The organism is Acetobacter papayae (genome assembly GCF_047721125.1).
In the GTDB taxonomy this organism is placed as follows: Bacteria; Pseudomonadota; Alphaproteobacteria; order Acetobacterales; family Acetobacteraceae; genus Acetobacter; species Acetobacter papayae.
Window position 1 is genome coordinate 139,834 of record NZ_JBDNWF010000002.1, and the last position, 24,140, is coordinate 163,973.

A 24,140-nucleotide genomic window follows, 5' to 3' on the forward strand; every position below is an offset into this window, starting at 1 on the left:
ACATCGACCGAGCGAGGCTATGCAGGCGGGTACGTCGTTCGACGTATAACAGTTTCGACCTCGTAACTGGAATTCTGTGCGCATCAGGTAGCGGACATGCTCTGCCGCCACAGGAAAGACAGGTGCGACATGGTAGAGAAAAAGACAGGTATTTTCGGTATCCAATCAAATCGCCGCCAGATTCTCAAAGGCCTAGCGGCACTTCCGGTCATGGCTGGCCTGCCACGCTTTGCGCAGGCCGCGCCAGCCACATCCGCGGTCAACACCACAGGCCTTGCCGTTACCGATGATACGGTAACAGTTGGTATCCTGCATTCCATTACCGGCACCATGGCTATCAGCGAAACGGGTTCGGTCGAAGCCGAAAAACTCGCCATTGCCCAGATCAACGCATCGGGTGGGGTGCTGGGTCGCCAGATCAAGGTGGTGCAGGAAGATGGTGCGTCCGACTGGCCTACTTTTGCGGAAAAAGCCCGGAAACTGCTTGAAAACGACAAATGTGCTGCCGTTTTCGGTTGCTGGACATCTGCCTCGCGCAAGGCCGTTCTGCCCGTATTCGAGCAGTACAATGGCATGCTATATTATCCCACTTTTTACGAAGGGCTGGAGCAGTCACGCAACGTCATTTACACCGGGCAGGAAGCAACTCAGCAGATTCTCGCCGGTCTGGACTGGGTCAGCCGCGAAAAGAAAGCCAAAACCTATTACCTTCTGGGGTCGGACTATATCTGGCCGCGCACAGCCAACAAAATTGCGCGCAAACATATCGAAGGCCACCTGAAGGATTCCAAGGTTATTGGTGAGGAATACTTCCCCCTCGGTCATACCCAGTTCAATTCCGTCATTAACAAGATCAAACTGCACAAGCCCGATGTGATTTACGCCATCATTGTCGGCGGTTCCAATGTCGCCTTTTACAAACAGCTCAAGGCGGCCGGTATCGACCTGAGCAAGCAAACCCTGATGACCATTTCCGTGACCGAAGATGAAATTCTCGGTATTGGGGGAGAAAACATCGCCGGGGCTTATGCCTGCATGAAATATTTCCAGAGCCTTGATAACCCCGCCAACAAGGAATTTGTTGCCGCATTCAAGAAAATGTGGGGCGAAAACAGCGTGATCGGAGATGTTACACAGGCCGCCTATCTGGGGCCTTGGCTATGGAAACTGACCGTTGAAAAAGCAGGCAGTTTCGACATCAACAAGGTGATAGACGCCTCACCCGGCGTGGAATTCAAAAACGCCCCCGAAGGGTATGTGCGTATTCACCCCAACCACCATCTGTGGAGCCGCACTCTTGTGGGTCAAGCCCGCACCGATGGCCAGTTCAACGTGATTTACCAGACACCGGATCTGATGGAGCCCAACCCCTTCCCCGTTGGCTACCAGTAAGACTGGCGCGACTGATCTGACATCATGAGAAAAATTCCTGTTCTTTCGCCATCGGGAGATCGCGTTCCATGCTGATGGGCTATTCATTCAGCGATCTTGGCTCCATCCTGGTCATGCAGGGTTTTGCCGGATTGATCATGTTTTCCGTCTATCTGCTGATGGCGCTGGGGCTGGCGATCATTTTCGGGCAGATGGGTGTCATCAACATGGCCCATGGGGAGTTCATGATCCTCGGAGCCTACATGACTTATGAATGCTCCCGGCTGTTCAGTGCATATATGCCGGGATTGTTCAGCCTGTATTTCTTTGTCGCAATCATTGTTTCATTCATTGTGCCGGGCCTGCTGGGCATGGCGCTGGAGTGGTCGCTGATCCGGTTTCTTTACAAGCGTCCACTGGACACATTGCTGGCTACATGGGGCATCAGCCTCATGCTCCAGCAAGCGTACCGCTCCATTTTTGGTGCGCGTGAAGTGGGTGTGAACCTGCCGGAATGGATGATGGGATCCGCCCACCTGTCTGACAGTATCGAAATTCCCATCAACGGCATAATTGTCATGGGCATGACGCTGGTTATTACGGCCGGGGTGTATCTCCTCCTGTTCCGTTCCGGCTGGGGCAAGCAGGTGCGTGCGGTCATGCAAAACCGTGCCATGGCTGGTGCGGTGGGTATCAATACCGAGCGGGTTGACCGCATGACCTTTGGTCTGGGTTGCGGCATTGCAGGGGTAGCCGGGGCCGCCTTTACCATGATTGGCTCCACCAGCCCCACGGCCGGTCAACTCTATATCGTGGATACGTTTCTGGTCGTGGCATTTGGCGGAGCACAAAGCCTAACAGGCACCATTGCTTCGGCCTTCAGTATTTCACAGACCCGTTCAATTCTGGAGTTTTTCCTGAGCGGTTCCATGGCGCAGGTCATCGTGCTGCTGAGCGTTGTCATCATTCTGATGCTCCGCCCGCAGGGTCTGTTCGTTCTCAAAGTGCGGCGGTGAGGAAAGATCATGAAATCGTTATTGCGTGACAGGAAAACCGCGCTCTTTGTTCTGGTTCTCGTAGCCATTCTGGCCGTTATCCTACCTTTGGTGCTTGAACCGTTCAGGCTCAACCTTGTTGGGAAATACCTGACCTATGCTTTCGTGGCACTCGGGCTGGTCCTGTGCTGGGGCGATGCGGGTATTCTCAGCTTGGGACAGGGTATTTTCTTTGGCCTTGGCGGTTACTGCATGGCCATGTTCCTCAAACTGCAGGCCTCCACACCTGAAGCAACCAAGATCCAGTCCACACCGGGCATTCCCGACTTCATGGACTGGAATCAGATCACAACGTTGCCGTGGTTCTGGCAGCCATTCCATAGCCTTGCATTTTCGATTGTGGCGGTCGCAGCCGTGCCTATGCTGCTCGCACTCATCATCGGCCTGTCCATGTTCAAGCGCCGGGTTGGGGGAACGTATTTCGCCATCATCACACAGGCCATTGCCTCAATCCTGACGATCCTCATCATCGGGCAACAGGGGTATACGGGGGGGGTCAACGGTATTACCGACCTGCGCACACTTAACGGCTGGGATATTCGCACCGATCACGCCAAGCTTATCCTGTATTTTGTCACCATTGCCCTGCTGCTGGTTTGTCTGGGAGGCGCGCATTTCATCCGGTGCAGCAAGCTAGGGCGTATTCTGGTGGCGATGCGTGAACGCGAAGACCGGGTGCGGTTCTCAGGCTATGACGTCGCCAGTTTCAAAACCTTCGTTTTCTGCTTTGCGGCTGCCATGGCGGGGATTGGTGGTGCCATGTTTACCCTTCAGGTGGGTTTCATGTCCCCCAGTTTTGTCGGGATCGTGCCATCCATCGAAATGGTTATTTACTGCGCCGTAGGTGGCCGCACATCCCTTCTGGGCGCCATATACGGCACCCTGCTGGTAAACTGGGCGCGCACGAGCTTTTCAGAAACCATGCCGCAGGTCTGGATGTTCGCCATGGGGGCATTGTTTGTCTTCATTGTTGTGGTGCTGCCTGGCGGGCTTGCCAGCCTCTACCGCACCTATCTCGACCCTTATGTCAGCCGCCTGCTTGGTTCGTCATCCAAAGCACCGGTTCACGCTGGCAGGGAGGCCGATCATGCAAACGGGTAATGAACCTCTTCTGTCCGTCACAGACCTCACGGTTTCCTTCGATGGGTTCAGGGCAGTCAACGACCTATCCTTCTCCGTTCGTGAGGGCGAGCTGCGGGTCATAATCGGGCCGAACGGAGCAGGCAAAACTACCGTTCTGGATCTGATCTGTGGGCGTACTCGTGCCACTTCTGGCTCCATCCGTTTCAAGGGCACGGAACTAACACGCCTGAAAGAACATGAGATTGTGCGTGCAGGTGTCGGCCGCAAGTTTCAGAACCCCTCGATTTACGAAGACCTGACGGTGTTCGAAAATCTGGAAATTTCCTACCCCAAAGGGCGGGGTATTATGGGGTCTCTGCTCTTCCGCCGGGATACGGCAGTGGTGGAGCGGGTCAATGAAGTTGCCCACACCATTTTTCTGGACGACCAACTTGACCGCCGTGCTGAAGACCTCAGCCATGGGCAGAAACAGTGGCTGGAACTGGGCATGCTGCTCATTCAGGACCCTGCACTACTGATGCTTGATGAACCTGTGGCCGGCATGACCGTAAGCGAACGTGTCAAAACAGCAGCATTGCTGAAAGACATTATCCGGACGCGATCGGTTATCGTGATTGAACACGACATGGGGTTTGTTGAGGAAATTGCCCATCAAGTCACGGTTTTGCATCAGGGCCGTATCCTATCTGAAGGCTCCATGGAGTATGTCAAGAACGATCCGCGCGTTATCGAGGTGTACCTTGGCCACTGAAAAAGACAACGCAATGCTCGAAATCTCTCAGCTCCGGGTCTGCTACGGCGAGAGCGAGGTATTGCACGGGGTGGATATGACTCTGCGCCCGGGCGAGATTGTCGCCATCATGGGGCGTAACGGCATGGGCAAAACCACGCTCATGAAATCACTCATCGGGATGGTTCCCGTGCGCTCCGGTCATATCGCGCTGGATGGGCAGGAAATCACAAATCTTCCCAGTTACCAGCGCGTAGCCGCCGGACTGGCTTTTGTGCCGCAGGGCCGCATGGTGTTTTCAGCCATGACCGTGCAGGAAAATATTGAAACCGGCCTGTTTGTGCGGGGTGGGAAAACCGTTCCCGAGAACCTGTATACGCTTTTCCCAGTTCTGAAGGAAATGCGTACACGCCGGGGAGGCAACCTGTCAGGCGGGCAGCAGCAGCAGCTTGCCATTGCCCGCGCTCTGGCAACCGGCCCCAAAGTGCTTTTGCTGGATGAACCGACTGAGGGCATCCAGCCATCGATCATTCTTGAACTTGCCCGCACGCTACGGCGCATCCGCGATGAAATGGGTCTGACCATTCTTGTGGCCGAGCAGGTGCTCAGCTTCGCGCTGGATATCGCGGACAGGGTTCTGGTGATCGAAAATGGACAGATTGTCCATGAGGATAGCCGCGCCAATGTGGATGAAGACCGCATAGCCCGCTTCCTTTCCGTTTGAACCGTAAACCATAAGGACATGACAATGCCTGAAACACTCGTAAAGGTTGACCTGTCTCAATCCGCCTATGAGAACGAAAATGTTCATAACCGCTGGCATCCTGACCTGCCAATGGTTGCAACGGTCAAACCGGGCGATGACTTCATTCTTGAATGTTATGACTGGACTGGCGGTTTCATTAAAAACAACGACTGCGCTGATGATGTGCGTGATGTTGATCTCAGCATCGTGCATTTCCTCAGCGGCCCTATTGGTGTGGAAGGGGCTGAACCGGGCGACCTGCTGGTGGTTGACCTGCTGGATATTGGAACACTGAAAGAAAATCCATGGGGTTTTAACGGGTTTTTCTCAAAAACAAATGGTGGCGGCTTTCTGACCGACCATTTTCCTGAAGCCCGCAAATCCATCTGGGATTTTGATGGCCTGTTCACTCAGTCACGGCATGTGCCGGGGGTGCGTTTTGCCGGGCAGCTTCATCCCGGTCTGATAGGTACCCTACCCTCTCCCGATCTGCTGGAAACATGGAACCGGCGTGAAACCGGGCTGATTGCCACCAACCCGACCCGCGTACCGCCTCTGGCAAACCCGCCCCATGTGCCCACAGCCCATATGGGCCGCCTGAAAGGTGAAGCCCGGGCTGATGCTGCCGCAACCGGTGCTCGCACAGTTCCTCCGCGTGAGCATGGTGGCAATTGCGATATCAAGGACCTGACACGCGGCGCACGGGTGTTTTTTCCCGTTTATGTCAACGGAGCAGGTCTTTCCATGGGCGACCTGCATTTCAGCCAGGGGGATGGTGAAATTACTTTCTGCGGCGCGATTGAAATGCCCGGCTGGGCGCATCTTCGTGTCAATCTCATCAAGGATGGCATGGCAAAATACGGAATCAAAAATCCGATTTTTAAACCCAGCCCGATCCGGCCTGTCTACAATGACCATCTGATATTCGAAGGTATTTCGGTAGATGAAACAGGTCAGCAGCATTACCTAGACTTCAACGTAGCCTATCGTCAGGCCTGCCTGAATGCGATCGAATACCTCAAGAAATTCGGCTATACGGGGGCTCAGGTTTACAGCCTGCTGGGTTCAGCACCCGTGCAGGGACACGTCAGCGGGGTCGTGGATATTCCCAACTCCTGCGCCACATTGTGGATACCGACGGAAATCTTTGACTTTGACATCAACCCCGGCGCGGATGGCCCCAAAGGCGGCATCGCACCCGGCACTGATGTGCCCATGTCAGCCGATCTGTAAAAGGATTGCACATGCCACTGTATGATTACGAATGCCCGGACTGCGGTTCGTTCTCGCTTATGCGGGGCATGGAGCAGTTCGCCACGCCGCAGGAGTGTCCCTCCTGCGGCAAGGTGTCACAACGGATGATAACGCTACCTGCGCTGGCCATGATGCCACAGGCCCGGCGCAATGCTTTCGCTACGAATGAACGCGCATCCCATGAGCCTCGAAAGGTCTCAGGGCGACATGGTCCAAACTGTGGGTGCTGTCGCCAAAAAACACCCCTGACAGCACAAAGCGTTCCGGCGGCAAAGGTGTTTCCCTCTAAACTACCGTGGATGATAAGCCACTAACCTGCCCCATGCTCAGGCCCGTATCGGCCACACATAAGGAACGAGGCAATGAAACCTTACGCGCGCCTGAACTGGAAAAAGACACTATGGCCATACCTGTGTCTGGCACTGTTGGTTGCTGGGTGTCATCCGCTCCCGGAACAGAACAAGGTTCTCGAGGTTTCAGTGGATTATGACACTCTCGATTGCCGCCATCTACTTGGAGAGGACGTAAAAACCTCCGACCAGATCGCAGCGCTGGGAGAAGAAGACCGTTTAGCCGATGAAGCGCCTTTGCCTACCAAGGGCGGCAATAACTTCGGACAGGTAACCTTCTCTCCCGTGAAAATATTCGGTATTGCTGGATCATCCGAACAGACAAGTGCGCTCAATACTGCCCCACAGCGTAGTGCTCAACGAGACCACCTGCACGCACAGCTAAGGCACATTCAAGCAGCCGAACACACTCGAGGCTGCCGCGTACAAGGACAGTAAGATCTGGAGGGTGTAAGAACCCTCCTCCCCTTTTTGGAGCCTCGTGGATGCCTTACAAGCATGCACAATCAATGTGGGACAGTCTCTTTTTGCCCTCATCAGAAACACAACTATTGATCATGAAATTAGTATTATTAAATCATCATCGTTTATGATGGATAAATCAATTACCCTCTGCATTTTGCGTTTTGAGAAATATGTTTACAATAGAATTATTGTCAGTTTCACCACTGATGGCCTGCATCAATATCTCACTACCCAGCTGCTGCAATGACAGGATACCATCTGGTTTTATTATTTTTATTTTGTTAACATTATGATCATCATTCACTAGAGATATGATTTTAGTATTTTCTCCACCAACCTCTTTGGCAGCCAACAAGACAAAAGCATTATCAGAGTCATTTTCCATCAGTGATATAATATATTTTGCTTGCTTTGCTCCTGCCTCACTTAACGTATCAATAGAACTTGGGTCACCCTCAATAACATCCATTTTTTCGGTGAAAAAACCTTTCTCTCCTACTCGGCAAACAGCTGTTATAACAATTCCGGATTCTACAAATTTTCGACACACACCCTGCGCGAAATATGATGCACCAATTACTATGCAGTGGTTATTTCTTGTCACTTTTGCCATCTTTCCCTGAAGGATTTTTTTAACATTATTCCTAACCATAGTGCCCGCAATGGATGCAACCGACGCTGCAAAAATTGTAATCCCGAATATAATTACAGTTACAGTAAAAATTCTTGCATTGTCACTGACTGGAACAATATCCCCGAAACCAACAGTCGACATACATACAATAACAAAATACACTGCTTCGTATATATTTAGAATATGCGGTGAAAATTGATCCCCTAGATAGAGAACGCCTAGAGAACCATACACTAATAGAGACACGATACTTAATAAAGAAAATAAACTAATTGTCCCCAAGTTGTGTTTATAAAAATCCCTCCAAACAAATAATAAATATATTATTGTGCCAATTAAATAAAGTAAATCTGTTGAGTGTGTTTTGCTTATAAAATAATCTATAAAAGACACACAAAAAAGTATCGAAACAGATGAAAACCACGCCAGTCTTGTTCTGAACAATATTATAAATGATATTAAAAATAATACTATCCCCATAAAAAACCGCGGAATATCCAGCAATCCCATAAAAATAATGGCATCATGCCATGAATAATTTTGGTTTCCTTCAGAAATAAAATTCCTGAAACTTTTTAATAAAAATGGCTTAACTATTAAATAAGAATCATGAAATAATAGCAAAGATGCAATTAAAGCCCTTAGCAAGGGACTTTTAATTGGTAAGTAATTAAAGAATTTTATATTTTTAAAAATTCGCATATTAAGGACATTCACCTTGCGCTTGATGCGCATCGCTATGTGAGGGATTGAATAAGAAAGACATTTTAACCTCGCCTTAATCTACTCACATAGAAGGTAGTCATTTTTCTGCACCCACCACAGAAAATCACTCAGTTTTTATGCGGTATAGTAGATAGGATGGCAAGTATCTTACAAACCAGTTGAACCTAGAGGGTTCTGTTTTGAGGCTTTCCCGTGATTGCATTTCTCCTTCATTGATTGAGGAAGATGGATGATGAGGCAGGCTGGCTTCTTTGGTCTGAGGCTTTCAGATCACTTGCCGGATGCGCCAAAACGGACTGGCTGTTCCGCCGAGCGTCTCACACAGACGGGTGCGATCGATGGTCTGTTCAATCGCTAAGGCGCAACCCTGCGGAACGTGGGTTACCTACCGATGTCAGGTCTGAAACTGGGTGCTACCCTCGTCGCGGCCCCAAAGCAGCGCAATACGAACGCGGAGAAGACGGATTTGCGTGAAGGGCAAATACCACAGGACTGGACGACAAGCCCACAAAGCTATCCCACAAGGACAGGCATGCGCGATGGACGCTGAAGTTCACGAAAGCAAAGTGTCAGGAGGACGGGGCGATGCCGTCCACGCCTATCACCATACCGTTCTTTGGCTATAAATTGCACATCTCCATCGACCGGAAGTTCAGGTTGATCTGCAAATGGAAGACGACAGAGGCGGCTACCAGTGATAGCGCCAGACTGCACGAAGGCCTGCTGGATAAAACACTGGCCCACTGTCGGACCAAGCACATCGTTACGGAAAGCAGCAGAACGGCTATCACACGCACCAGTGCGAAGATTGCAAACAGCTTCACGCGGTCATGGCAAACCTGTGAATCACACTCTCCGCTCAGCATCATAAGTTATAGACTCTGGCCCTAACCAAGAGCTGAACGCGTAAAAATTTTACGCGGGAGATACCGCCCCTTCCCCTTTACCGCTCTCAAATCGCCCTCGTGCCAGACAATACGGCTATTGGCGATGGTTGTACGGGCCGCCCCGCGCAGGTTCATACCTTCGTAAAGATTATAATCCACATTCTGATGGTGGGTGCTCGCGGAAATTTTCCTTTCCATATGACGATCCCACAAGACCAGATCTGCGTCCGCACCGGGAACGATAGTTCCTTTACGCGGATACAGACCGAAAATACGTGCAGCATTTGTGGAGGTCAGAGCCACAAACTGTTCAGGACTAAGCCGCCCTGTTTCCACACCATAGTGCCATAACACGCTCATGCGATCTTCCACGCCCGGTGTTCCGTTAGGAATACGGGTAAAGTCGTCACGTCCTGCCTCTTTCTGCCCGGCACAAAAGCAGCAATGATCTGTGGCTGTTGTCTGGAGTTGCCCTGACATCAACCCGCCCCACAACGCCCCTTGATGCGCGCGCGGCCGAAAAGGAGGGCTCATGACATGTTGTGCGGCTTTCAGCCAGTCCTTGCAGTCATAGACACTGTCATCAAAAACAAGATGCTGGGGCAAAACCTCACCATAAACCGTCTGCCCCCGCAGGCGGGCCTGAGCGATAGCCTCGGTTGCCTGCCGGGTAGAAACATGCACGACATAAATGGGCGCACCAACGAGTTCCGCCAGCATGATGGCTCGGCCCGTTGCCTCGCCCTCTACCTCAGCAGGCCGCGACAAGGGATGCGCATCTGGCCCCATACGCCCCTGATCCCGGAGTTGCTGCTGCATATAGGCAACGGCATCGCCATTTTCAGCGTGGACGGTGCACAATGCCCCCAGCTCGGCCGCACGCTTAAGAGAGCGCAAGAAGTCTTCATCCTCCACCATCAAGGCATTTTTATAGGCCATGAAATGCTTGAACGAACTGACACCACACTCCTCGACCAGAATGCGCATTTCCTCGCCAACCTGTTCGCTCCAGTGTGTGATCGCGACATGAAACCCATAATCAGCACAGGCCTTGGCCGCTTTCTCCCGCCATGACCGCCACGCAGCCAGAAGCGATTCCCCTCTATCTGGTATGACAAAATCCAGAATACTGGTGGTGCCGCCCGCAAGCCCTGCCGCCGTGCCCGTAAAAAAGTCGTCGCTGGCAACGGTTCCCATGAAAGGCATTTCCATATGGGTATGCGGGTCTATGCCTCCGGGCATGACCAGCAGCCCTCCGGCATCAAGGACCGCATACCCTGCTGGTGTATCCAACGGGTCGCCCACATAATCTATCCGCCCATCGGCTCCACACAGAACATCAGCCCGCATGCTGCGTTCCGCTGTCACAACCGTTCCACCGCGAATATGTAACATATGCGCCCCCTCTTCCCTGCACCTACAGCTCAAACGGCTGCCTGATCCTGTTGTATCCTTTATTTTATATCGATATCGTATTGTTTATCTGACTAAATGGTCAATACTCTTTGTCAGCAGGAATCGATGGGACAAGGACAATGTTTGACAGCACAACTGCGGATCAGAATGACCCAGCCCTGACAAATGACGACCTATCACCCTCGGTCCGGCGGACATGGGGCTGGAAAGACTATCTGTTTTTGTGGATGTCAAACATCCACAGTGTTGCAGGTTATGTCACAATCGGCAGTTTTCTTATGATCGGCCTGCCGGTTACACATATTCTGGCCGCCATGATGGTGGCCATTATCATCGTTCAATTAGGCTGCAACCTCATTGCTGGCCCCAGTATGGTCTCGGGCGCACCTTTTCCCGTCGTGGCCCGAATGGCATTTGGGGTTTATGGCGCTGCCATACCCGCCATGATCAGGGGCTGCATCGCCATTGGCTGGTACGGTATCCAGACATGGCTTGCCTCAAACGCGCTCGTCATTCTGGTCATAGCCCTCCATCCCGCTTTCAGCCCACTTGCCAATGCCAGTCTGCACGGTTTTGCCGGGCTGTCACTGATAGGCTGGGTGGCATTTCTTGCTGTCTGGGGGCTACAGATCACCATATTCTGGAACGGCATGAACGCCGTACGCCGTTTCATAGACTGGGCTGGTCCTGCAATTTATGGAATGATGATTGTTCTGGTCCTATGGCTTTTGTCCCGAACTAGCTGGCATTTTCCTGCACGCTTACCGGTTACAAAAACTGCTTCATCTCTTGGTGGCATGCTGGATATCGTCACAATGGTCGTGGCGTATTTTTCGCCGATCGTTCTCAATTTTGGTGATTTTGCACGCTACACTTCCAGCCCCGATGCTGTACGAAAAGGCAATTTCCTTGGGCTTCCGCTGAATTTCCTTGCCTTTTCCCTACTCAGCCTGAGCAGTATCAGCCTGACACTCCCGGTTTTCGGGCAGTTACTGACAGACCCGGTCGAGACCATTGCACGCCTCGACAACACGACTGCTTCTGTTATCGGCATTATAACATTCGTCATTGCTACGGCTGGCATCAACATTACCGCCAATTTCGTCTCTGCCGCTTTTGATTTTTCCAGCCTTGCCCCACAAGCACTATCCTGGCGCAAAGGGGGCCTGCTGGCCGCCACAGCCGCCATAGGTATTACGCCGTGGAACCTTTATGCGCGCCCCGAACTTATTCACCTGACACTGGACATACTGGGGGCGTTCATTTGCCCGCTCGCCGGGATTGTCATTGCGGATTATCACATCATCCGCAATAAGCAGGTCGACATACAGGCTCTCTACAGCGCCCGCCCTCAGGATATTTACTGGTATTCCCACGGCATCAACCCACGCGCGCTCATAGCACTGGCCGGTGGAACAGCCGTAAGTATTATGCTGATCTTCGCTCCTGTATGGCCAGTTCTGGCCAGCCTGTCCGAACTCACAGGCCTAGGCGTGTCTGTCCTGCTCTATCTGCTGCTCAGTTCCCATCCCGCTTTTGCAGGCAGGCGGCATTGACCAGTTGCAATATCGCCTCTGTGCCGGTTTCAAAATCAGCCTGCGTCAGACGCGGACGCCCGAGCAAGGTAGCGTACTGAACCTGCATATCAGCATAAGACTGTGTCATCGCCCAGAGCAAAAACAGGAAATGCACCGGATCGGCAATCTGGATCAGACCTTTTTCCTGCCATATCTTAAAAACTGTGACACGGTTGGCAACATGCTCGCGCATGGTTGTTTTAAGGAACCCCCGCACATGCCGCCCCCCTGCGAGTAATTCATGCATGAACAGGCGCGATGCAGCAGGGTGCTTTTGCGAAAATGCCATTTTTGAGAGCACGTACTGTCTCAACCCCTCTGCAGGGTCCTGTTCCGCCGAGAGGTGCAATTCGGCATTGGCGAGCCAGTGCCCAAGCACACGCTCCAGCGTTGCCTTATAAAGTTTTTCCTTGGTGCTGAAATAATAAAGGACATTCGCCTTAGGCAGCCCACAGGCACGGGCGATATCTTCTATCCGCGTACCAGATAGCCCATGGACAGAAAATACCTTTTCCGCTGCATCCAATATCTGTTTTGAATTATTGCGCCGCGGAACACCCGGTTCTTCTGATGGTTTTTTCTGTTTGGTCATATCGCCGGGGCAGTCTTTCACATGGAGGTTGCACCACCTTTACGGCTATAGCACAGCCACCCACACGCAAAAGACCAGCCGGTATGTTTTATTCCCGCCACTCAGGCGTAATCAGGCACCACGACTGAAATGAGCATCCGCCGCCAACAGGGCTGATAACAGCACATTGGCACCTTTTTCGGCATCCTCCTCAAGAATGCTTTCTTCTTCATTATGGCTCAAGCCGTCCTTGCAGGGCACGAAAATCATGGCGGTTGGCGCTACACGAGCGATGTAACCCGCATCATGGCCGGGGCCAGACACTATCTCACGAGCAGAATAACCAAGCTGGTCCGCCGCGCGCGCCACAATTTCTATGCAGGCTGGATCGAAAGGTACGGCGGGTGCATCCCATATACGCTTCACGTCCAGCAGCACCCCGTTTTCCGCCGCTAGGCGCTCCAGATCACCCATCAAGGCTTTTTCCATGTCGACCACGACTGCATCTTCAGGGTGACGGATATCGATCGTGAAAAAGACCTCTCCCGGCACAACGTTACTGCTATTCGGGCGGTTCTCAACAAGGCCGACCGTACCAACTGCCAAAGGCGCATGCTGCATCGCCACATGTCTGACAGCCAGAACCATGCCTGCCGCAGCCACAAGAGCATCGTGCCTCATAGGCATGGGCGTGGAGCCCGCATGCGCCTCCCTGCCCCTGAGCGTAACCTCGTACCACCGCGCGCCCTGAATACCGCGCACAATCCCGATGGTATGGCCTTCCGCTTCCAGAATGGGGCCTTGCTCGATATGAAGTTCAAAATACGCTGTCAAAGGGTGTTGGCCACACGGCTCCGCCCCTTTGTAGCCAATGGCCTGCAGGGCATCGCCAAAGCGCTGGCCAGCACGATCCTGCTTTTCCAGAACCTCGTGCTCGGTAAAAACCCCAGCGAACACGCCCGAACACATCATGGGGGGTGAGAACCGGGAGCCTTCCTCGTTCGTCCAGCAGACAAGCTCCACCGGGTGGTGGGTTACATGCCCGGCCATGTGTAGGGAGCGCAGCACCGCAAGCCCACCCAGCACGCCCAGAATACCATCGAAACGTCCCCCTGTGGGTTGCGTATCAAGATGGCTGCCCATGGCAAGCGGCGGCAGGGTATTATCCTGCCCCGGCCTACGGGCAAAAATATTGCCCATGGAGTCATATGAAACCGCGCAGCCCAGCGCCTCGCAAGCACTGACAAACCACTCCCTGACCTGCCTGTCCTCTTCCGTCAGAGCCAGACGACGTATCCCGCCCTTGGGGGTGGCTCCAAAACGCGCACTGTCCATCAGATCGCGCCACAGGGCGGCACCGTCCACCCGCAAATTATCACCCTGCCCACGGGGGGCCGCCCCCTGCACGGTCCTGTCCTGTTGTGTCATGTTCACCTCTCCCCTCATACGCCGTGAGCTACTGAGCAGCCTGCCAGGCGCTCTGCACTGTGTTCGTATTCACGCCATGTCACATGCCCATCGACTGGTTGCGGCTGCATGGTGATGCACTCCGCAACAGGGCAGACATGAGCACACAGATTGCACCCAACGCATTCACTCTCAATGACATCGTACCGGCGCGCACCGGACACGCCACCAACAGCAATAGCCTGATGTGAGGTGTCCTCGCAGGCGATATGGCACAGTCCGCAGCCCACGCAGCGTTCCTGATCGATATGTGCTATGGTTCTGAACTTCAGGTTAAGCGTGTTCCATGGCACATAATTGCGCACCGCCCGCCCGCTCAGTGCACGGATATCCTGATAGCCCTTTTCATCCATCCACGCGGACAAACCGTCTATCATGTCTTGCACGATACGAAAGCCGTAATGCATGGCCGCCGTGCAGACCTGCAGGGCAGAGGCCCCCATAGCCAGAAATTCCGCTGCGTCGCGCCATGTTTCAATACCACCCATGCCAGAAATAGGTAGGTGGGCCAGCCCGGGGTCCCGCGCGATTTCCCCCACCATACGCAAGGCAATAGGCTTGACGGCCGGGCCACAATAGCCACCATGCGTGCCCATACCATCCACAACCGGCATAGGCGCCATCTGGTCTAGATCGACCCCAATAATGGACTGCACCGTGTTGATAAGGGAAACGGCATCCGCCCCGCCACGTAAGGCGGCGCGCGCAGGCATGAGAATATCCGTTACATTAGGAGTGAGCTTCACAATAACCGGCATGCGGGTAAACTGCTTGCACCAGCGCGTCACCATTTCCACATACTCGGGCACCTGCCCTACCGCCGACCCCATATTGCGTTCTGACATGCCGTGAGGACAGCCAAAGTTCAGCTCGATGCCATCGGCCCCGGTTTCTTCCACAATAGGCAGTATGGCGCGCCAGCTTTGTTCCTCGCACGGTACCATAAGGCTGACCACCACCGCCCTGTCAGGATATGCGGCTTTGACTGCCTTGATCTCGGCGATGTTGACCGCAAGTGGCCGATCTGAAATCAGTTCGATATTGTTAAACCCGATCATTTTCCGGCCATGATGGTGCAGCCCACCATAACGGGAACTGACATTGACCACCGGTGGGTCCTCTCCCAGGGTTTTCCATACAACGCCGCCCCACCCTGCCTCAAACGCCCGCTTGACGTTATAGGCTTTGTCCGTTGGTGGCGCGGAAGCCAGCCAGAACGGATTGGGAGAACGGATACCTGCAAATTCAGTTTTCAGATCAGCCATGTTTTTCTACTCCTGATCCTGACCAAAGGCGGCATGAATGGCCTGTGCCGCATCACGGCCATCGCGCACCGCAGCCACGGTCAGGTCCATACCCTCCGTACAGTCCCCTCCTGCATAAACACCCGGCAGGCTTGTTCTGTATTGATCATCCACAACAATACGTCCGTTACGCATGGTTACAGGCATCGCAGAGACCATGCCGGGGTCCATGAGTTGCCCTACGGCAGTCAGCACCATATCGGCCGGAATAACCTCTCGTCGTGGAGCCTGATCATGCTGCCCCAGCGGTGCGTGATCAAATGCCACACCGCTCAGAACACCATCTTCGTGCATGATCTTTACCGGAGACGACCAGAAACGCACGCTCACGCCATTGGTCTGTGCCCATTCGCGCTCGGCCAGCGTGGCGGACATCTGTTCCGGCCCCCGGCGGTAAGCCAATGTAACATTATCCGCCCCCAGCCTGCGTGCCTGCACCGCTGCATCGACCGCAGTGTTACCACCGCCGATCACGATCACGCGCCGTCCTACGGGAATATCCGACAACACTTGCGTGCGGATCTGCTCAATAAACGCAAGCGCATCCATTACGCCGGGTAGATCTTCCCCCTCAATTCCAACTGAACGGCTCTTGCCCAGACCAAACGCCAGAAACACTGCATCATAATCCTGACGCAGCGTATCCAACGTAAAATCAATGCCGAGACTTTTTCCGCCCTCGAAGACAATGCCACCGATCGACAGCAGAAACGCAACCTCGCGTGCTGCAAAATCATCGGCCATCTTATAGGCGGCTACCCCGTACTGGTTGAGTCCACCGGGGTGCCCGTGGCTGTCAAATATGCTCACATCATGCCCATGCAAAGCCAGCCGGTGCGCGCAGGCCAGCCCGGCTGGCCCAGCCCCTACAACCGCCACCCGTCGACCTGTCGGCTCGGCACGGGTAAAAGGCTGACTGCCCTGAGCCATCTGCCAGTCCGTAGCATATTCCTGCAACGCGCCAATCCGCACCGGTCGGCCATTTTCCAGCAGGTTATGCACGCATTTCTGTTCACACAGGATTTCCGTTGGACAAACGCGCGCGCAGGAGCCCCCCAGAATATTGGCCTCCAGAATAATACGGGCAGCCCCACCCGGATTGCCATTACCAATCGCGTTTATGAAGCGCGGAATATCAATGGATGTCGGGCATGCCTGAATACAGGGCGCATCATGGCAATAAAAACACCGTTCCGACTCCACAACGGCCTGCATCGGCGCAAGGGGTGGAGAAGCCTGAGCGAAATTGCTCTGCAGTTCTTCATGATCAAGCCTACCACTGGCAATATCCTGTTGCAGCATGTTGTCGGCACCTCATGATATTTTGATTTCGCAATGGTATGACCATCAAACCGACATGCGCAATATTTTTCTGACCATATAGTCAGCTTTCATACGCAAACGTGAGACCAACCCACAGAATTTGTCTGGATGGTCAGAAAAATATTGCGAATCCGAAATATGCAACAGTATGCTGCCTGCACGGAGCGGCACAGGACGCCTCAATCCCACCAGGAGGAACAACCCCGGATGGTTATGGTAAAAACCGGCAATGGCCTGCGCCCCGTCGGCAAGGCAGGGCTGGACGTCAAACAGGTCGCCTTTGAGCAGATTCCTGTCATTGACTTGGCCGACATGTTTCTGCCTGACCCTCAAAAACGCCACGCTGTCGGCCGCGCTGTCAGAAAGGCCTGCACCGAAGTAGGCTTTTTCTATGTCCGCAACCATGGTGTGCCCCAGCAAACCCTGTCAGACTGCTATGAACGCAGCCGCCAGTTTTTTGCCCTACCCCTTGCGGAAAAAAACCGTATCCATATCCGCAACTCGGCCAACCATCGCGGCTACGGCCCGCTACTGGAAGAAAACACAAACCCGGAATCACTAGGCGATCTACACGAAGCCTTTGACCTATCCTGCGACATTCCCGCCAGTGACCCTGACGTGCTGGCCGGAAAATCTCTCTACGGCCCAAATCTCTGGCCTGACGAGCCCAAAGATTTCAGAAATACGGTCATGACCTGCCATGCCGCCCTGATCAGGCTGGGGCATGTTATTTTCCGTACTTTTGCTCTCGCCCTTGATCTGGAAGAAAACCATTTCGAGCAGTTCATACACAAACCGCTGGCACATATGCGTATCCTACGCTACCCGCCGCAGGCTGGTGCTATTGATGAAAAGCAGATTGGAATCGGTGCACATTCTGATTACGAGTGCTTTACCATTCTCCACCAGAACGGAGAATCTGCCCTTCAGGTGCTCAATGCCAACAAGGAATGGATCGCAGCTCCCCCCATTCCCGACACCTTCGTGATTAATGTCGGCGATATGATGGCCCGCTGGACCAACAACCTGTTCTGCTCCACCTTGCACCGCGTTATCAACCAGTCCGGAAAAGAGCGTTACTCCATGCCGCTTTTCTTCGGACCGGATTACGATACCCTCATCAGCCCTCTGGCTTCCTGTGTTGACGAGGCACATCCCCCTCTGTTTCCCGCCATAGGCGCAGGCGCATATATTCTTTCGCGTTTTGATGAAACCTATAGCTACCGACAGAACGAAGACTGATACGCCCCCATCCAGCGCCCTTTCCCCGAAGGAACTCCTTGGCATGAAAGTCGAAGCAACAAGCAGCGCGGCCGTTCTTCAAAGCGTTTCCCCCGATTTGCAGACCATGAAAGCAGATCGGGTTTTCTGGAGCCATTTTGCCCCTAACCTCGCTCCTTCGGCATGGGTGATCGGTATTCTGGTCGTCAGTCTCGGCCTGACGGGCTGGACGGGTATTATGGTGCTGCTACTAGGCAATATCATGGGGTCCCTTCCAGTGGCGCTCTGCGCCGTCATGGGACCGAAAACAGGCCTGCCACAAATGGAAGCCTCTCGCTTTTCATTTGGCAAAACAGGCAAAAGGCTGCCCGCCTTCATTAACTGGGCCAACTGCGTCGGGTGGGATGCGGTCAACAACGTGCCATCCGCACTGGCTTTCATCCTCCTGCTCAGGATGGTGGGCATCCCCGCTCCTTTCTGGCTTGCCCTTGGGGTTCTTGCCTTTATCCAGTTGCTGGCCAGCATGGGCGGGCATGATTTTGTGCAGACTATCGAGAAATATCTCGGCTGGGTTCTCATGGGAGCGTTCGCCATTGTAGGGGTGATCGCGGTCACACATTCTGCTACCCCTTCCGGCACAGGGGCCACCAGCAGCGCCGCTTTCGCAGATATTATGGTCGGGCTGGGCGCTGTCAGTAGCTTCAACATGGCGTGGGCGGCCTATGCGTCCGACTATACGCGCTATGTCCCACCCGCCACGCCGGCAAAACGTATCTTCTGGCTGACATTCCTCGGCACGTTCCTGTCCTCTTTCATTATGGAAATGTTCGGCCTGCTGACCGGGGCTGCTATTCAGGACCCCTCGCCCGATGCCCTGATTCACGCCTTGCAGGCATGGTCTGGCCCACTCGCCCCGCTGGCACTGGCGGCTGTCGCTTTTTCTTCCGTCGCCATCAACGCAGCCAATGATAACACCGCCGCCTATGCGCTTATTTCCGCAGGCATTCATGTCAATCGCATGCTTAGCGCTGTAGTAACAGCGGGTCTGGGCTATGTGCTGGCTGTCATGGGCGAAGGGCGTTTTGTCTCCCTGTATGAAAACTACCTGCTGCTCGCCCTTTACTGGATCGCGCCATGGTGCGGCATTGTGCTGGCAGACTGGTACTGCCGCCCGGCCAACATCAAGGCCGAGCGCAGCAACGCGCTCCCAGGCTGGACAAGCAGCGCAACGGTATTTGTGGCCGTAACCACACTGACAATCTCGCTATTTTCCTCCACACCTCTTTACACTGGCCCAATCGCTACCATGCTGAAGGGGGCTGACATCGGTTATCTTGTCGGCTTCTTCCTCGCCGGGGGCCTGCAGATCTGCATACTCCGCCGCCGTGCTGCTGCCCGGCAGAACTGAAACAACAGGATACAGCCATGATTGACCTCCTGCTGCGCAACGCCACCCTGCCTGACAGCACACCAGCGGACATTGCCATTCATGATGGAAAATTCGTTTCCGTTGGTAAGGGCTTTACCGGCGATGCCGCACAGGTGCTTGATCTGGACGGACACCTTGTCTGCCCGCCTTTCGTGGATAGCCATTTCCACCTTGATTCTACCCTCACCTCAGGTCTGGTGCGACACAACGCCAGCGGCACCCTGCTGGAAGGCATACAAATTTGGAAGGAAACGAAAACACTCCTGACAGAAGAGAATATTTACCAGCGCGCACGAAAACTGTGCGAAATGGCTATCACACAAGGCACGCTGGCTATCCGCAGCCATGTCGATATCAGCGACCCAAATCTGACCGCAGTACGCGCGCTACTACGCCTGCGCGAAGATATGAAACCCTGGATGACCATCCAGCTTGTTGCCTTTCCGCAAGATGGCTTTTTACGCATGCCCAACGCGCGCGAGTTGCTCGTGCGCGCACTGGACATGGGTGTTGACCTTGTTGGGGGTATTCCGCATTACGAGCGCACGATGCAGGATGGAGCAGCATCAATCGACGAGCTGATGCGCCTTGCCGCGGACAGGGGCCTACCCGTTGACATGCATTGCGACGAAACCGATGACCCATCTTCCCGCCATGTCGAAACTCTGGCGGCTGCCACTGTGCGCTTCAGGCTACAGGGTCGTGTTACGGCCTCGCACTTAACCTCCATGCACTCCATGGACAATGCCTATGCCGACAAGCTGATAAGCCTGATTGCCGAAGCAGGCATGGGAGCCGTGGCTAATCCACTGATCAACATTACCCTGCAGGGCCGCTACGACACCTACCCCAAGCGCCGCGGCATGACCCGTCTGCCCGAACTGCTCCGCGCAGGCGTTCCCGTCGCTCTGGGTCATGATTGCGTCATGGACCCATGGTACCGTCTGGGCAGCCACGATATGCTCGAAGTCGCTTCCATGGCTGTCCATGTCGGCCAGATGACGGATGAACAGGGCCTGCATGACTGTTTCAACGGTGTCACGCAGACCGCCGCCCGCATTCTTAACCTGCCAGACTACGGCCTCGCCCCCGGAAACCCAGCTAACCTTGTAGTTTTGCAAGCGCGCTCAGCTATAGATGCAATCCGTCTGCGCCCTGCCCGTCTGTACGTCCTGCGTCATGGCCGCATACTCTCTCGCACAGAGCCCCGCCTGAGCCATCTCTACCTTACGGAAGAAAAGCTGTTCGATCTTTCGGATGTATAATGGAACAACTGAGTATAGAGTAAACCTGCCTCCGAAGTTTCAGGAATGTGCTGGAATCATGCCAGCACATTCCGTTTCACTCCTGTAAGACGAGCCGCCGCACTTCCTGCCGCAGGGCATCTCGCACTGTATAGCAGATACAGCCATTGGTCATTCCAACTAGTTTTTCACCAGTACACGACAGGTTACTATCCCCCGTATACCAGATTGGCATCGATATTGACCTCGCTCATGCCGATGGTCGTTTTTCCTTCAGAACCGCGTTGGGTTCGGGTATCGCCATAGGCAGCAACCGGATCGAAGGTCTTGTGCGTCTCGTAAAAGACGAGCTCATCCGGTGACGCCGGAATGCCTTCATCAGCAGAGAAATCGACACACCCGTAAAAACAGCTACGATACCCCACATGGTAGTTCGCCCCGGAACCAGCCGTGCTAACGAGCAGCCAGACCGCATGCTGCTCGTTGCCGATAGGCAAACCCGCTCGTAGCGCCCTTGCGCCACAGGCACTGGCGGCTCCGGGTCCAGTAATGGGTCTCGTGGTTTTCAAGCCTGTGGGCAACAACCTCGAGATTCATCATGCCCACCAGCGGGACATCGTCCCAAACGTCGAGATATGGCTGAAATAGAGAATTTAGCACAGGAACCTGACTGAAACAGCCGCTCCTATTTACGCTTGCAAGCCCCGAAAGCGAGCCGGTGACATGCCCATCAGGCCGGTAAAAGCTTTTGCAAATGCACTAAGAGATGTGTAGCCGACACTGGCCGCGACATCTGTTACACGTTGCCCTTCGGCTAGTAGGGTCGCAGCGTGAAAGAGACGAGCCTGTGTGATCCAGTCCTGCCATGTCATGCCGGTTTCCTCATTAAAATGGCGACGAAAGCTGCGTTCTGACATTCCTGCATGATGCAGCATCAGAGGCAGATTTGCCTGACCGGGGCTGACAAGGGCCGCTTGCATAGCGCGCATGATAGACGGATGCGTGGCTCGCGGCAGAGTGAAAAGCCGGGCTGTTTTCACCTGCATCTGCTCCATGCAGAGCAAGCCTAGAGTATGGAAAAAACTCTGAGCAATCGGGCCTTGCTCCGCTGATCCTGATTGCCAGCGCAGGGTGTAAAGCAGCATCTCCTGCAACATTGTCGTTATAGGAAATGTCTGGATATGGTCCGGGCTAGCATGCGGAAAATATGCAGGATCAAAAAAGACGGAAACGCCATCCAGATCACGGATCATGGTCCGGTGGCGTGTTTCTGCCGGAATCCATATAGCATGTGCTGTGGGCAGCAGATGATGACCGTCTGGACCTTCAATCTGTGTCGTGCCACGTCTTGCATAGGTAATCTGGTGGCACGGATGGGCATGCCAGTCGTAAAATATGGCGGAAGACGGGTTGCGATATGCAAAGCCGGGCTTCCCCGGACCATCCAGCCTGTTCTCGACAAGAATAGTTTGTGTTTCTCTGGCTGTGAGATTTTTCATTGGCCGATATTCGCTTATTTATGGCCGCATGGCGTTAGACGGCCACCTGCCCTTTCCTTACCCTGAATGGACAAGGAAAGGAATAAAGATGTCTGCCTCACACACACCACATGATGCTCAGATCGTTGCCCAGTTTACACGCTGGGCAAAACCATTTTCTGAGCTGGCCATCCACGCGGAAAATGAAAGTATGGCACAAACACTTGCTGCCTGCGCAGTAAGTAAAGACATGAAAGTACTTGATGTTGCTTGCGGCCCGGGAATTGTCGCCTGTGAACTGGCCCGTATTGGTGCACACGTCACGGGCATCGACCTGACACCCGCCATGATCGAACAGGCCCGTCTGCGTGCAGACAACATGGGCGTGACAGTGGCGTATCATATTGGCAATGCTCTGCATTTACCATTTCCAGCGGACAATTTCGACCGGGTTGTGACACGCTACAGTTTTCACCACATGCAGGACCCAGCAAAAGTTCTGGCAGAAATGGTACGCGTCTGTCGCCCCGATGGCCGGCTTATTGTGATTGATGCAACCCCGGCACCCGAATGTCAGGCAGGATATGATCGGGCAGAAACACTCCGCGATCCCTCACATACAAGTGCGCTGACACTGGACCAGTTACTGTCCCTCGGAAATAAAGCGGGGCTGTCGCCTGCTATGATACATCAATATCGCCTTGAGTCTCATCTAGAGGATCAGGTCGCTCCAGAGGACTGGACTGCTCTTCAAGCAATGTTTGCAGAGGATATCGCAGGCGGTCAGGATCGTCTGGGCATGGGAGCATGGCAAGATTCAAACGGGATCCATTTCTATTTCCCTATCTCAATCGTGACATGGAGCAAAACATGAGCGAGGAGCGGCTTTATTGCGCAAATACCGACCAAGGATTCCCTGTTTGAATCCAGTTTGTTAGCTGATTGGCATGAGCAAGCCGAAATCCACGCGCTACCGAACGACGAACTGGCCCTCCTACAACGCAGCACTGAAGGCGCGTGGTTCTCTAACGGTATGGTTTGACCCGTCGATGAATTGGGAAGACCTTCCGACGGCGCGCCGTGGGCATCAGCCGGATTTCAGGACGCTGAACCGCCGGCAGAAATCCCTGCCGGTCGATATCCCCTATCGCAGCTCGAACGGCCTGCTCCATCTTCTGATCGACAGCACCGGGATCAAGGTTGAGGGAGAAGGTGAATGGCACACCCGCAAACACGAGGCATCAGAGCACAGGATCTCGCACAAACTTCATATTGCTGTTGACGAAGGCTCACTGGAAATCAGGGCTGTTGAGATCATGAAAAATGATGTCGGCGATGCTCCGGTTCTGCCGGTGCTTCTGGAGCAGATCCCCGATGAGGAGGACGTCGCCAGCGTCACGGCTGATGGCGCATTTGACACGAGGAGATCCCATGAAAAACCATTGCCGGCCGCGGCGCCCAGGCTGTCATACCTCCTCGAAAAAACGCAAAGCCATGGTGTCCCACATCAGCAGGAGCCATCGCCCGAAACGAAGCTCTACGGGCCTGTAGACATCTTGGACGGGCTCTCTGGAGACGGTGGAGCGGTTATCATCGACGAAGCCGCGTCGAGACGAAGATGCACTGCATCAAACTGCTGGGCCAACGTCTGACAGCACGCGATTTCAACCGCCAGGTCACCGAAGTTCATATCCGTGTTGCTATCCTCAACCGATTCACAGCGTTCGGAACCCCACTCACACATGCGGTTCAGTAACGGAATACTCTATAACGGTGCAGTCACGCCGATAGAGTGAATTGTGCAACAGAG

23 protein-coding genes and 2 pseudogenes are annotated in these 24,140 nt (G+C 53.9%); 15 read left to right on the forward strand and 10 right to left on the reverse strand.

What is annotated here, in order from left to right; genetic code table 11:
- Positions 1-129 precede the first annotated feature (129 nt).
- The 8 genes from urtA to ABF757_RS01465 all read left to right on the forward strand — a co-directional run bounded on the left by urtA (position 130) and on the right by ABF757_RS01465 (position 7,026).
- The gene (gene urtA, locus ABF757_RS01430; protein ID WP_415480625.1) at positions 130-1,392 is read left to right on the forward strand and encodes an urea ABC transporter substrate-binding protein; all 1,263 of its coding nucleotides are present in this window, start codon (positions 130-132) and stop codon (positions 1,390-1,392) included.
- A 68-nt stretch (positions 1,393-1,460) separates the two neighbouring features.
- Entirely contained in the window at positions 1,461-2,387 is a 927-nt protein-coding gene (urtB, locus tag ABF757_RS01435; RefSeq protein ID WP_415480626.1) for an urea ABC transporter permease subunit UrtB, read from the forward strand.
- Between the two features lie 9 nt (positions 2,388-2,396).
- Positions 2,397-3,527, forward strand: coding sequence for an urea ABC transporter permease subunit UrtC (gene urtC / locus ABF757_RS01440; RefSeq protein WP_415480628.1), 1,131 nt, complete (start codon positions 2,397-2,399; stop codon positions 3,525-3,527).
- Entirely contained in the window at positions 3,514-4,260 is a 747-nt protein-coding gene (gene urtD, locus ABF757_RS01445) for an urea ABC transporter ATP-binding protein UrtD (RefSeq protein WP_415480629.1), read from the forward strand. Before urtC ends, urtD begins: the two co-directional genes overlap by 14 nt.
- A 13-nt stretch (positions 4,261-4,273) precedes the next feature.
- A complete protein-coding gene (gene urtE / locus ABF757_RS01450) occupies positions 4,274-4,963 on the forward strand; it encodes an urea ABC transporter ATP-binding subunit UrtE (RefSeq protein ID WP_415480630.1) in 690 nt (229 codons plus the stop codon).
- 24 nt (positions 4,964-4,987) lie between these two features.
- Complete coding sequence (fmdA, locus tag ABF757_RS01455) at positions 4,988-6,217, forward strand: formamidase (protein WP_415480631.1); 1,230 nt, start codon at positions 4,988-4,990, stop codon at positions 6,215-6,217.
- A gap of 11 nt (positions 6,218-6,228) precedes the next feature.
- On the forward strand, positions 6,229-6,552 hold the full coding sequence (locus tag ABF757_RS01460) for an FmdB family zinc ribbon protein (protein ID WP_415480632.1): 324 nt from the start codon (positions 6,229-6,231) through the stop codon (positions 6,550-6,552).
- Positions 6,553-6,600: 48 nt separating this feature from the next.
- Positions 6,601-7,026: a hypothetical protein gene (locus ABF757_RS01465; RefSeq protein WP_415480633.1), complete on the forward strand. Its 426-nt coding sequence runs from the start codon at positions 6,601-6,603 to the stop codon at positions 7,024-7,026.
- A gap of 163 nt (positions 7,027-7,189) precedes the next feature.
- On the opposite strand, the gene ABF757_RS01470 is transcribed toward ABF757_RS01465, so the two are convergent.
- Positions 7,190-8,389: an ion channel gene (locus ABF757_RS01470; protein ID WP_415480634.1), complete on the reverse strand. Its 1,200-nt coding sequence runs from the start codon at positions 8,387-8,389 to the stop codon at positions 7,190-7,192.
- Positions 8,390-8,660: 271 nt separating this feature from the next.
- On the opposite strand from ABF757_RS01470, the pseudogene ABF757_RS01475 reads away from it, so the two are divergent.
- Positions 8,661-9,148 (forward strand): annotated as a pseudogene (locus ABF757_RS01475) (transposase); the annotation flags it as partial.
- Positions 9,149-9,300: 152 nt separating this feature from the next.
- Here ABF757_RS01475 and hydA read toward each other — a convergent pair.
- Complete coding sequence (gene hydA, locus ABF757_RS01480) at positions 9,301-10,695, reverse strand: dihydropyrimidinase (protein WP_415480635.1); 1,395 nt, start codon at positions 10,693-10,695, stop codon at positions 9,301-9,303.
- Positions 10,696-10,835: 140 nt separating this feature from the next.
- Between hydA and ABF757_RS01485 the strand changes: the two genes are divergently transcribed.
- On the forward strand, positions 10,836-12,272 hold the full coding sequence (locus ABF757_RS01485) for an NCS1 family nucleobase:cation symporter-1 (RefSeq protein WP_415480636.1): 1,437 nt from the start codon (positions 10,836-10,838) through the stop codon (positions 12,270-12,272).
- On the opposite strand, the gene ABF757_RS01490 is transcribed toward ABF757_RS01485, so the two are convergent.
- From ABF757_RS01490 to ABF757_RS01505, 4 genes are all read right to left on the reverse strand, one after another.
- Positions 12,235-12,885, reverse strand: a complete 651-nt coding sequence (locus tag ABF757_RS01490; RefSeq protein ID WP_415480637.1) for a TetR/AcrR family transcriptional regulator — start codon at positions 12,883-12,885, stop codon at positions 12,235-12,237. The genes ABF757_RS01485 and ABF757_RS01490 overlap by 38 nt on opposite strands.
- A gap of 111 nt (positions 12,886-12,996) precedes the next feature.
- Positions 12,997-14,292: a M20 family metallo-hydrolase gene (locus ABF757_RS01495; protein WP_415480638.1), complete on the reverse strand. Its 1,296-nt coding sequence runs from the start codon at positions 14,290-14,292 to the stop codon at positions 12,997-12,999.
- A 14-nt stretch (positions 14,293-14,306) separates the two neighbouring features.
- Positions 14,307-15,596: an NAD-dependent dihydropyrimidine dehydrogenase subunit PreA gene (gene preA / locus ABF757_RS01500; RefSeq protein WP_415480640.1), complete on the reverse strand. Its 1,290-nt coding sequence runs from the start codon at positions 15,594-15,596 to the stop codon at positions 14,307-14,309.
- 6 nt (positions 15,597-15,602) lie between these two features.
- The gene (locus ABF757_RS01505; protein ID WP_415480641.1) at positions 15,603-16,937 is read right to left on the reverse strand and encodes an NAD(P)-dependent oxidoreductase; all 1,335 of its coding nucleotides are present in this window, start codon (positions 16,935-16,937) and stop codon (positions 15,603-15,605) included.
- Between the two features lie 228 nt (positions 16,938-17,165).
- Here ABF757_RS01505 and ABF757_RS01510 point away from each other — a divergent pair, with 228 nt between their 5' ends.
- Genes ABF757_RS01510 through ABF757_RS01520 form a run of 3 tightly spaced genes read left to right on the forward strand, consistent with a single transcriptional unit; the run spans position 17,166 to position 20,873 of the window.
- The gene (locus ABF757_RS01510) at positions 17,166-18,200 is read left to right on the forward strand and encodes an isopenicillin N synthase family dioxygenase (RefSeq protein WP_415480642.1); all 1,035 of its coding nucleotides are present in this window, start codon (positions 17,166-17,168) and stop codon (positions 18,198-18,200) included.
- Positions 18,201-18,243: 43 nt separating this feature from the next.
- Positions 18,244-19,587, forward strand: coding sequence for a purine-cytosine permease family protein (locus ABF757_RS01515; RefSeq protein WP_415480643.1), 1,344 nt, complete (start codon positions 18,244-18,246; stop codon positions 19,585-19,587).
- A gap of 17 nt (positions 19,588-19,604) precedes the next feature.
- Complete coding sequence (locus tag ABF757_RS01520) at positions 19,605-20,873, forward strand: cytosine deaminase (protein ID WP_415480644.1); 1,269 nt, start codon at positions 19,605-19,607, stop codon at positions 20,871-20,873.
- Between the two features lie 76 nt (positions 20,874-20,949).
- On the opposite strand, the gene ABF757_RS01525 is transcribed toward ABF757_RS01520, so the two are convergent.
- The 4 genes from ABF757_RS01525 to ABF757_RS01540 form a co-directional block, all read right to left on the reverse strand.
- A complete protein-coding gene (locus tag ABF757_RS01525) occupies positions 20,950-21,087 on the reverse strand; it encodes a GTP-binding protein (protein ID WP_415480645.1) in 138 nt (45 codons plus the stop codon).
- Positions 21,062-21,349, reverse strand: a complete 288-nt coding sequence (locus tag ABF757_RS01530) for a phosphoribosyl-AMP cyclohydrolase (protein WP_415480646.1) — start codon at positions 21,347-21,349, stop codon at positions 21,062-21,064. The genes ABF757_RS01525 and ABF757_RS01530 overlap by 26 nt, the downstream gene beginning before the upstream one ends.
- Positions 21,306-21,452 (reverse strand): phosphoribosyl-AMP cyclohydrolase, encoded by a 147-nt coding sequence (locus tag ABF757_RS01535; RefSeq protein WP_415480647.1) that lies wholly within the window; start codon positions 21,450-21,452, stop codon positions 21,306-21,308. Before ABF757_RS01535 ends, ABF757_RS01530 begins: the two co-directional genes overlap by 44 nt.
- A gap of 89 nt (positions 21,453-21,541) precedes the next feature.
- Positions 21,542-22,351, reverse strand: a complete 810-nt coding sequence (locus ABF757_RS01540; RefSeq protein ID WP_415480648.1) for a helix-turn-helix transcriptional regulator — start codon at positions 22,349-22,351, stop codon at positions 21,542-21,544.
- Positions 22,352-22,439: 88 nt separating this feature from the next.
- On the opposite strand from ABF757_RS01540, the gene ABF757_RS01545 reads away from it, so the two are divergent.
- Positions 22,440-23,204, forward strand: coding sequence for a class I SAM-dependent methyltransferase (locus ABF757_RS01545; RefSeq protein WP_415480649.1), 765 nt, complete (start codon positions 22,440-22,442; stop codon positions 23,202-23,204).
- A 73-nt stretch (positions 23,205-23,277) separates the two neighbouring features.
- Positions 23,278-24,086 (forward strand): annotated as a pseudogene (locus tag ABF757_RS01550) (IS5 family transposase).
- The last annotated feature ends 54 nt before the right edge of the window (positions 24,087-24,140 follow it).

Excerpts from the sequence above, each read along its gene's own strand:
- urtD (WP_415480629.1), top strand. The coding sequence starts at position 3,514 with ATGCAAACGGGTAATGAACCTCTTCTGTCCGTCACAGACCTCACGGTT.
- hydA (WP_415480635.1), bottom strand. The coding sequence starts at position 10,695 with ATGTTACATATTCGCGGTGGAACGGTTGTGACAGCGGAACGCAGCATG.
- ABF757_RS01460 (WP_415480632.1), top strand. The coding sequence starts at position 6,229 with ATGCCACTGTATGATTACGAATGCCCGGACTGCGGTTCGTTCTCGCTT.
- ABF757_RS01540 (WP_415480648.1), bottom strand. The coding sequence starts at position 22,351 with ATGAAAAATCTCACAGCCAGAGAAACACAAACTATTCTTGTCGAGAAC.
- ABF757_RS01470 (WP_415480634.1), bottom strand. The coding sequence starts at position 8,389 with ATGCGAATTTTTAAAAATATAAAATTCTTTAATTACTTACCAATTAAA.
- ABF757_RS01525 (WP_415480645.1), bottom strand. The coding sequence starts at position 21,087 with ATGCCAATCTGGTATACGGGGGATAGTAACCTGTCGTGTACTGGTGAA.
- ABF757_RS01510 (WP_415480642.1), top strand. The coding sequence starts at position 17,166 with ATGGTTATGGTAAAAACCGGCAATGGCCTGCGCCCCGTCGGCAAGGCA.
- ABF757_RS01485 (WP_415480636.1), top strand. The coding sequence starts at position 10,836 with ATGTTTGACAGCACAACTGCGGATCAGAATGACCCAGCCCTGACAAAT.
- urtA (WP_415480625.1), top strand. The coding sequence starts at position 130 with ATGGTAGAGAAAAAGACAGGTATTTTCGGTATCCAATCAAATCGCCGC.
- urtE (WP_415480630.1), top strand. The coding sequence starts at position 4,274 with ATGCTCGAAATCTCTCAGCTCCGGGTCTGCTACGGCGAGAGCGAGGTA.
- ABF757_RS01535 (WP_415480647.1), bottom strand. The coding sequence starts at position 21,452 with ATGATGAATCTCGAGGTTGTTGCCCACAGGCTTGAAAACCACGAGACC.
- ABF757_RS01490 (WP_415480637.1), bottom strand. The coding sequence starts at position 12,885 with ATGACCAAACAGAAAAAACCATCAGAAGAACCGGGTGTTCCGCGGCGC.
- ABF757_RS01505 (WP_415480641.1), bottom strand. The coding sequence starts at position 16,937 with ATGCTGCAACAGGATATTGCCAGTGGTAGGCTTGATCATGAAGAACTG.
- ABF757_RS01465 (WP_415480633.1), top strand. The coding sequence starts at position 6,601 with ATGAAACCTTACGCGCGCCTGAACTGGAAAAAGACACTATGGCCATAC.
- ABF757_RS01520 (WP_415480644.1), top strand. The coding sequence starts at position 19,605 with ATGATTGACCTCCTGCTGCGCAACGCCACCCTGCCTGACAGCACACCA.
- ABF757_RS01495 (WP_415480638.1), bottom strand. The coding sequence starts at position 14,292 with ATGACACAACAGGACAGGACCGTGCAGGGGGCGGCCCCCCGTGGGCAG.
- fmdA (WP_415480631.1), top strand. The coding sequence starts at position 4,988 with ATGCCTGAAACACTCGTAAAGGTTGACCTGTCTCAATCCGCCTATGAG.
- ABF757_RS01515 (WP_415480643.1), top strand. The coding sequence starts at position 18,244 with ATGAAAGTCGAAGCAACAAGCAGCGCGGCCGTTCTTCAAAGCGTTTCC.
- urtC (WP_415480628.1), top strand. The coding sequence starts at position 2,397 with ATGAAATCGTTATTGCGTGACAGGAAAACCGCGCTCTTTGTTCTGGTT.
- preA (WP_415480640.1), bottom strand. The coding sequence starts at position 15,596 with ATGGCTGATCTGAAAACTGAATTTGCAGGTATCCGTTCTCCCAATCCG.
- ABF757_RS01545 (WP_415480649.1), top strand. The coding sequence starts at position 22,440 with ATGTCTGCCTCACACACACCACATGATGCTCAGATCGTTGCCCAGTTT.
- urtB (WP_415480626.1), top strand. The coding sequence starts at position 1,461 with ATGCTGATGGGCTATTCATTCAGCGATCTTGGCTCCATCCTGGTCATG.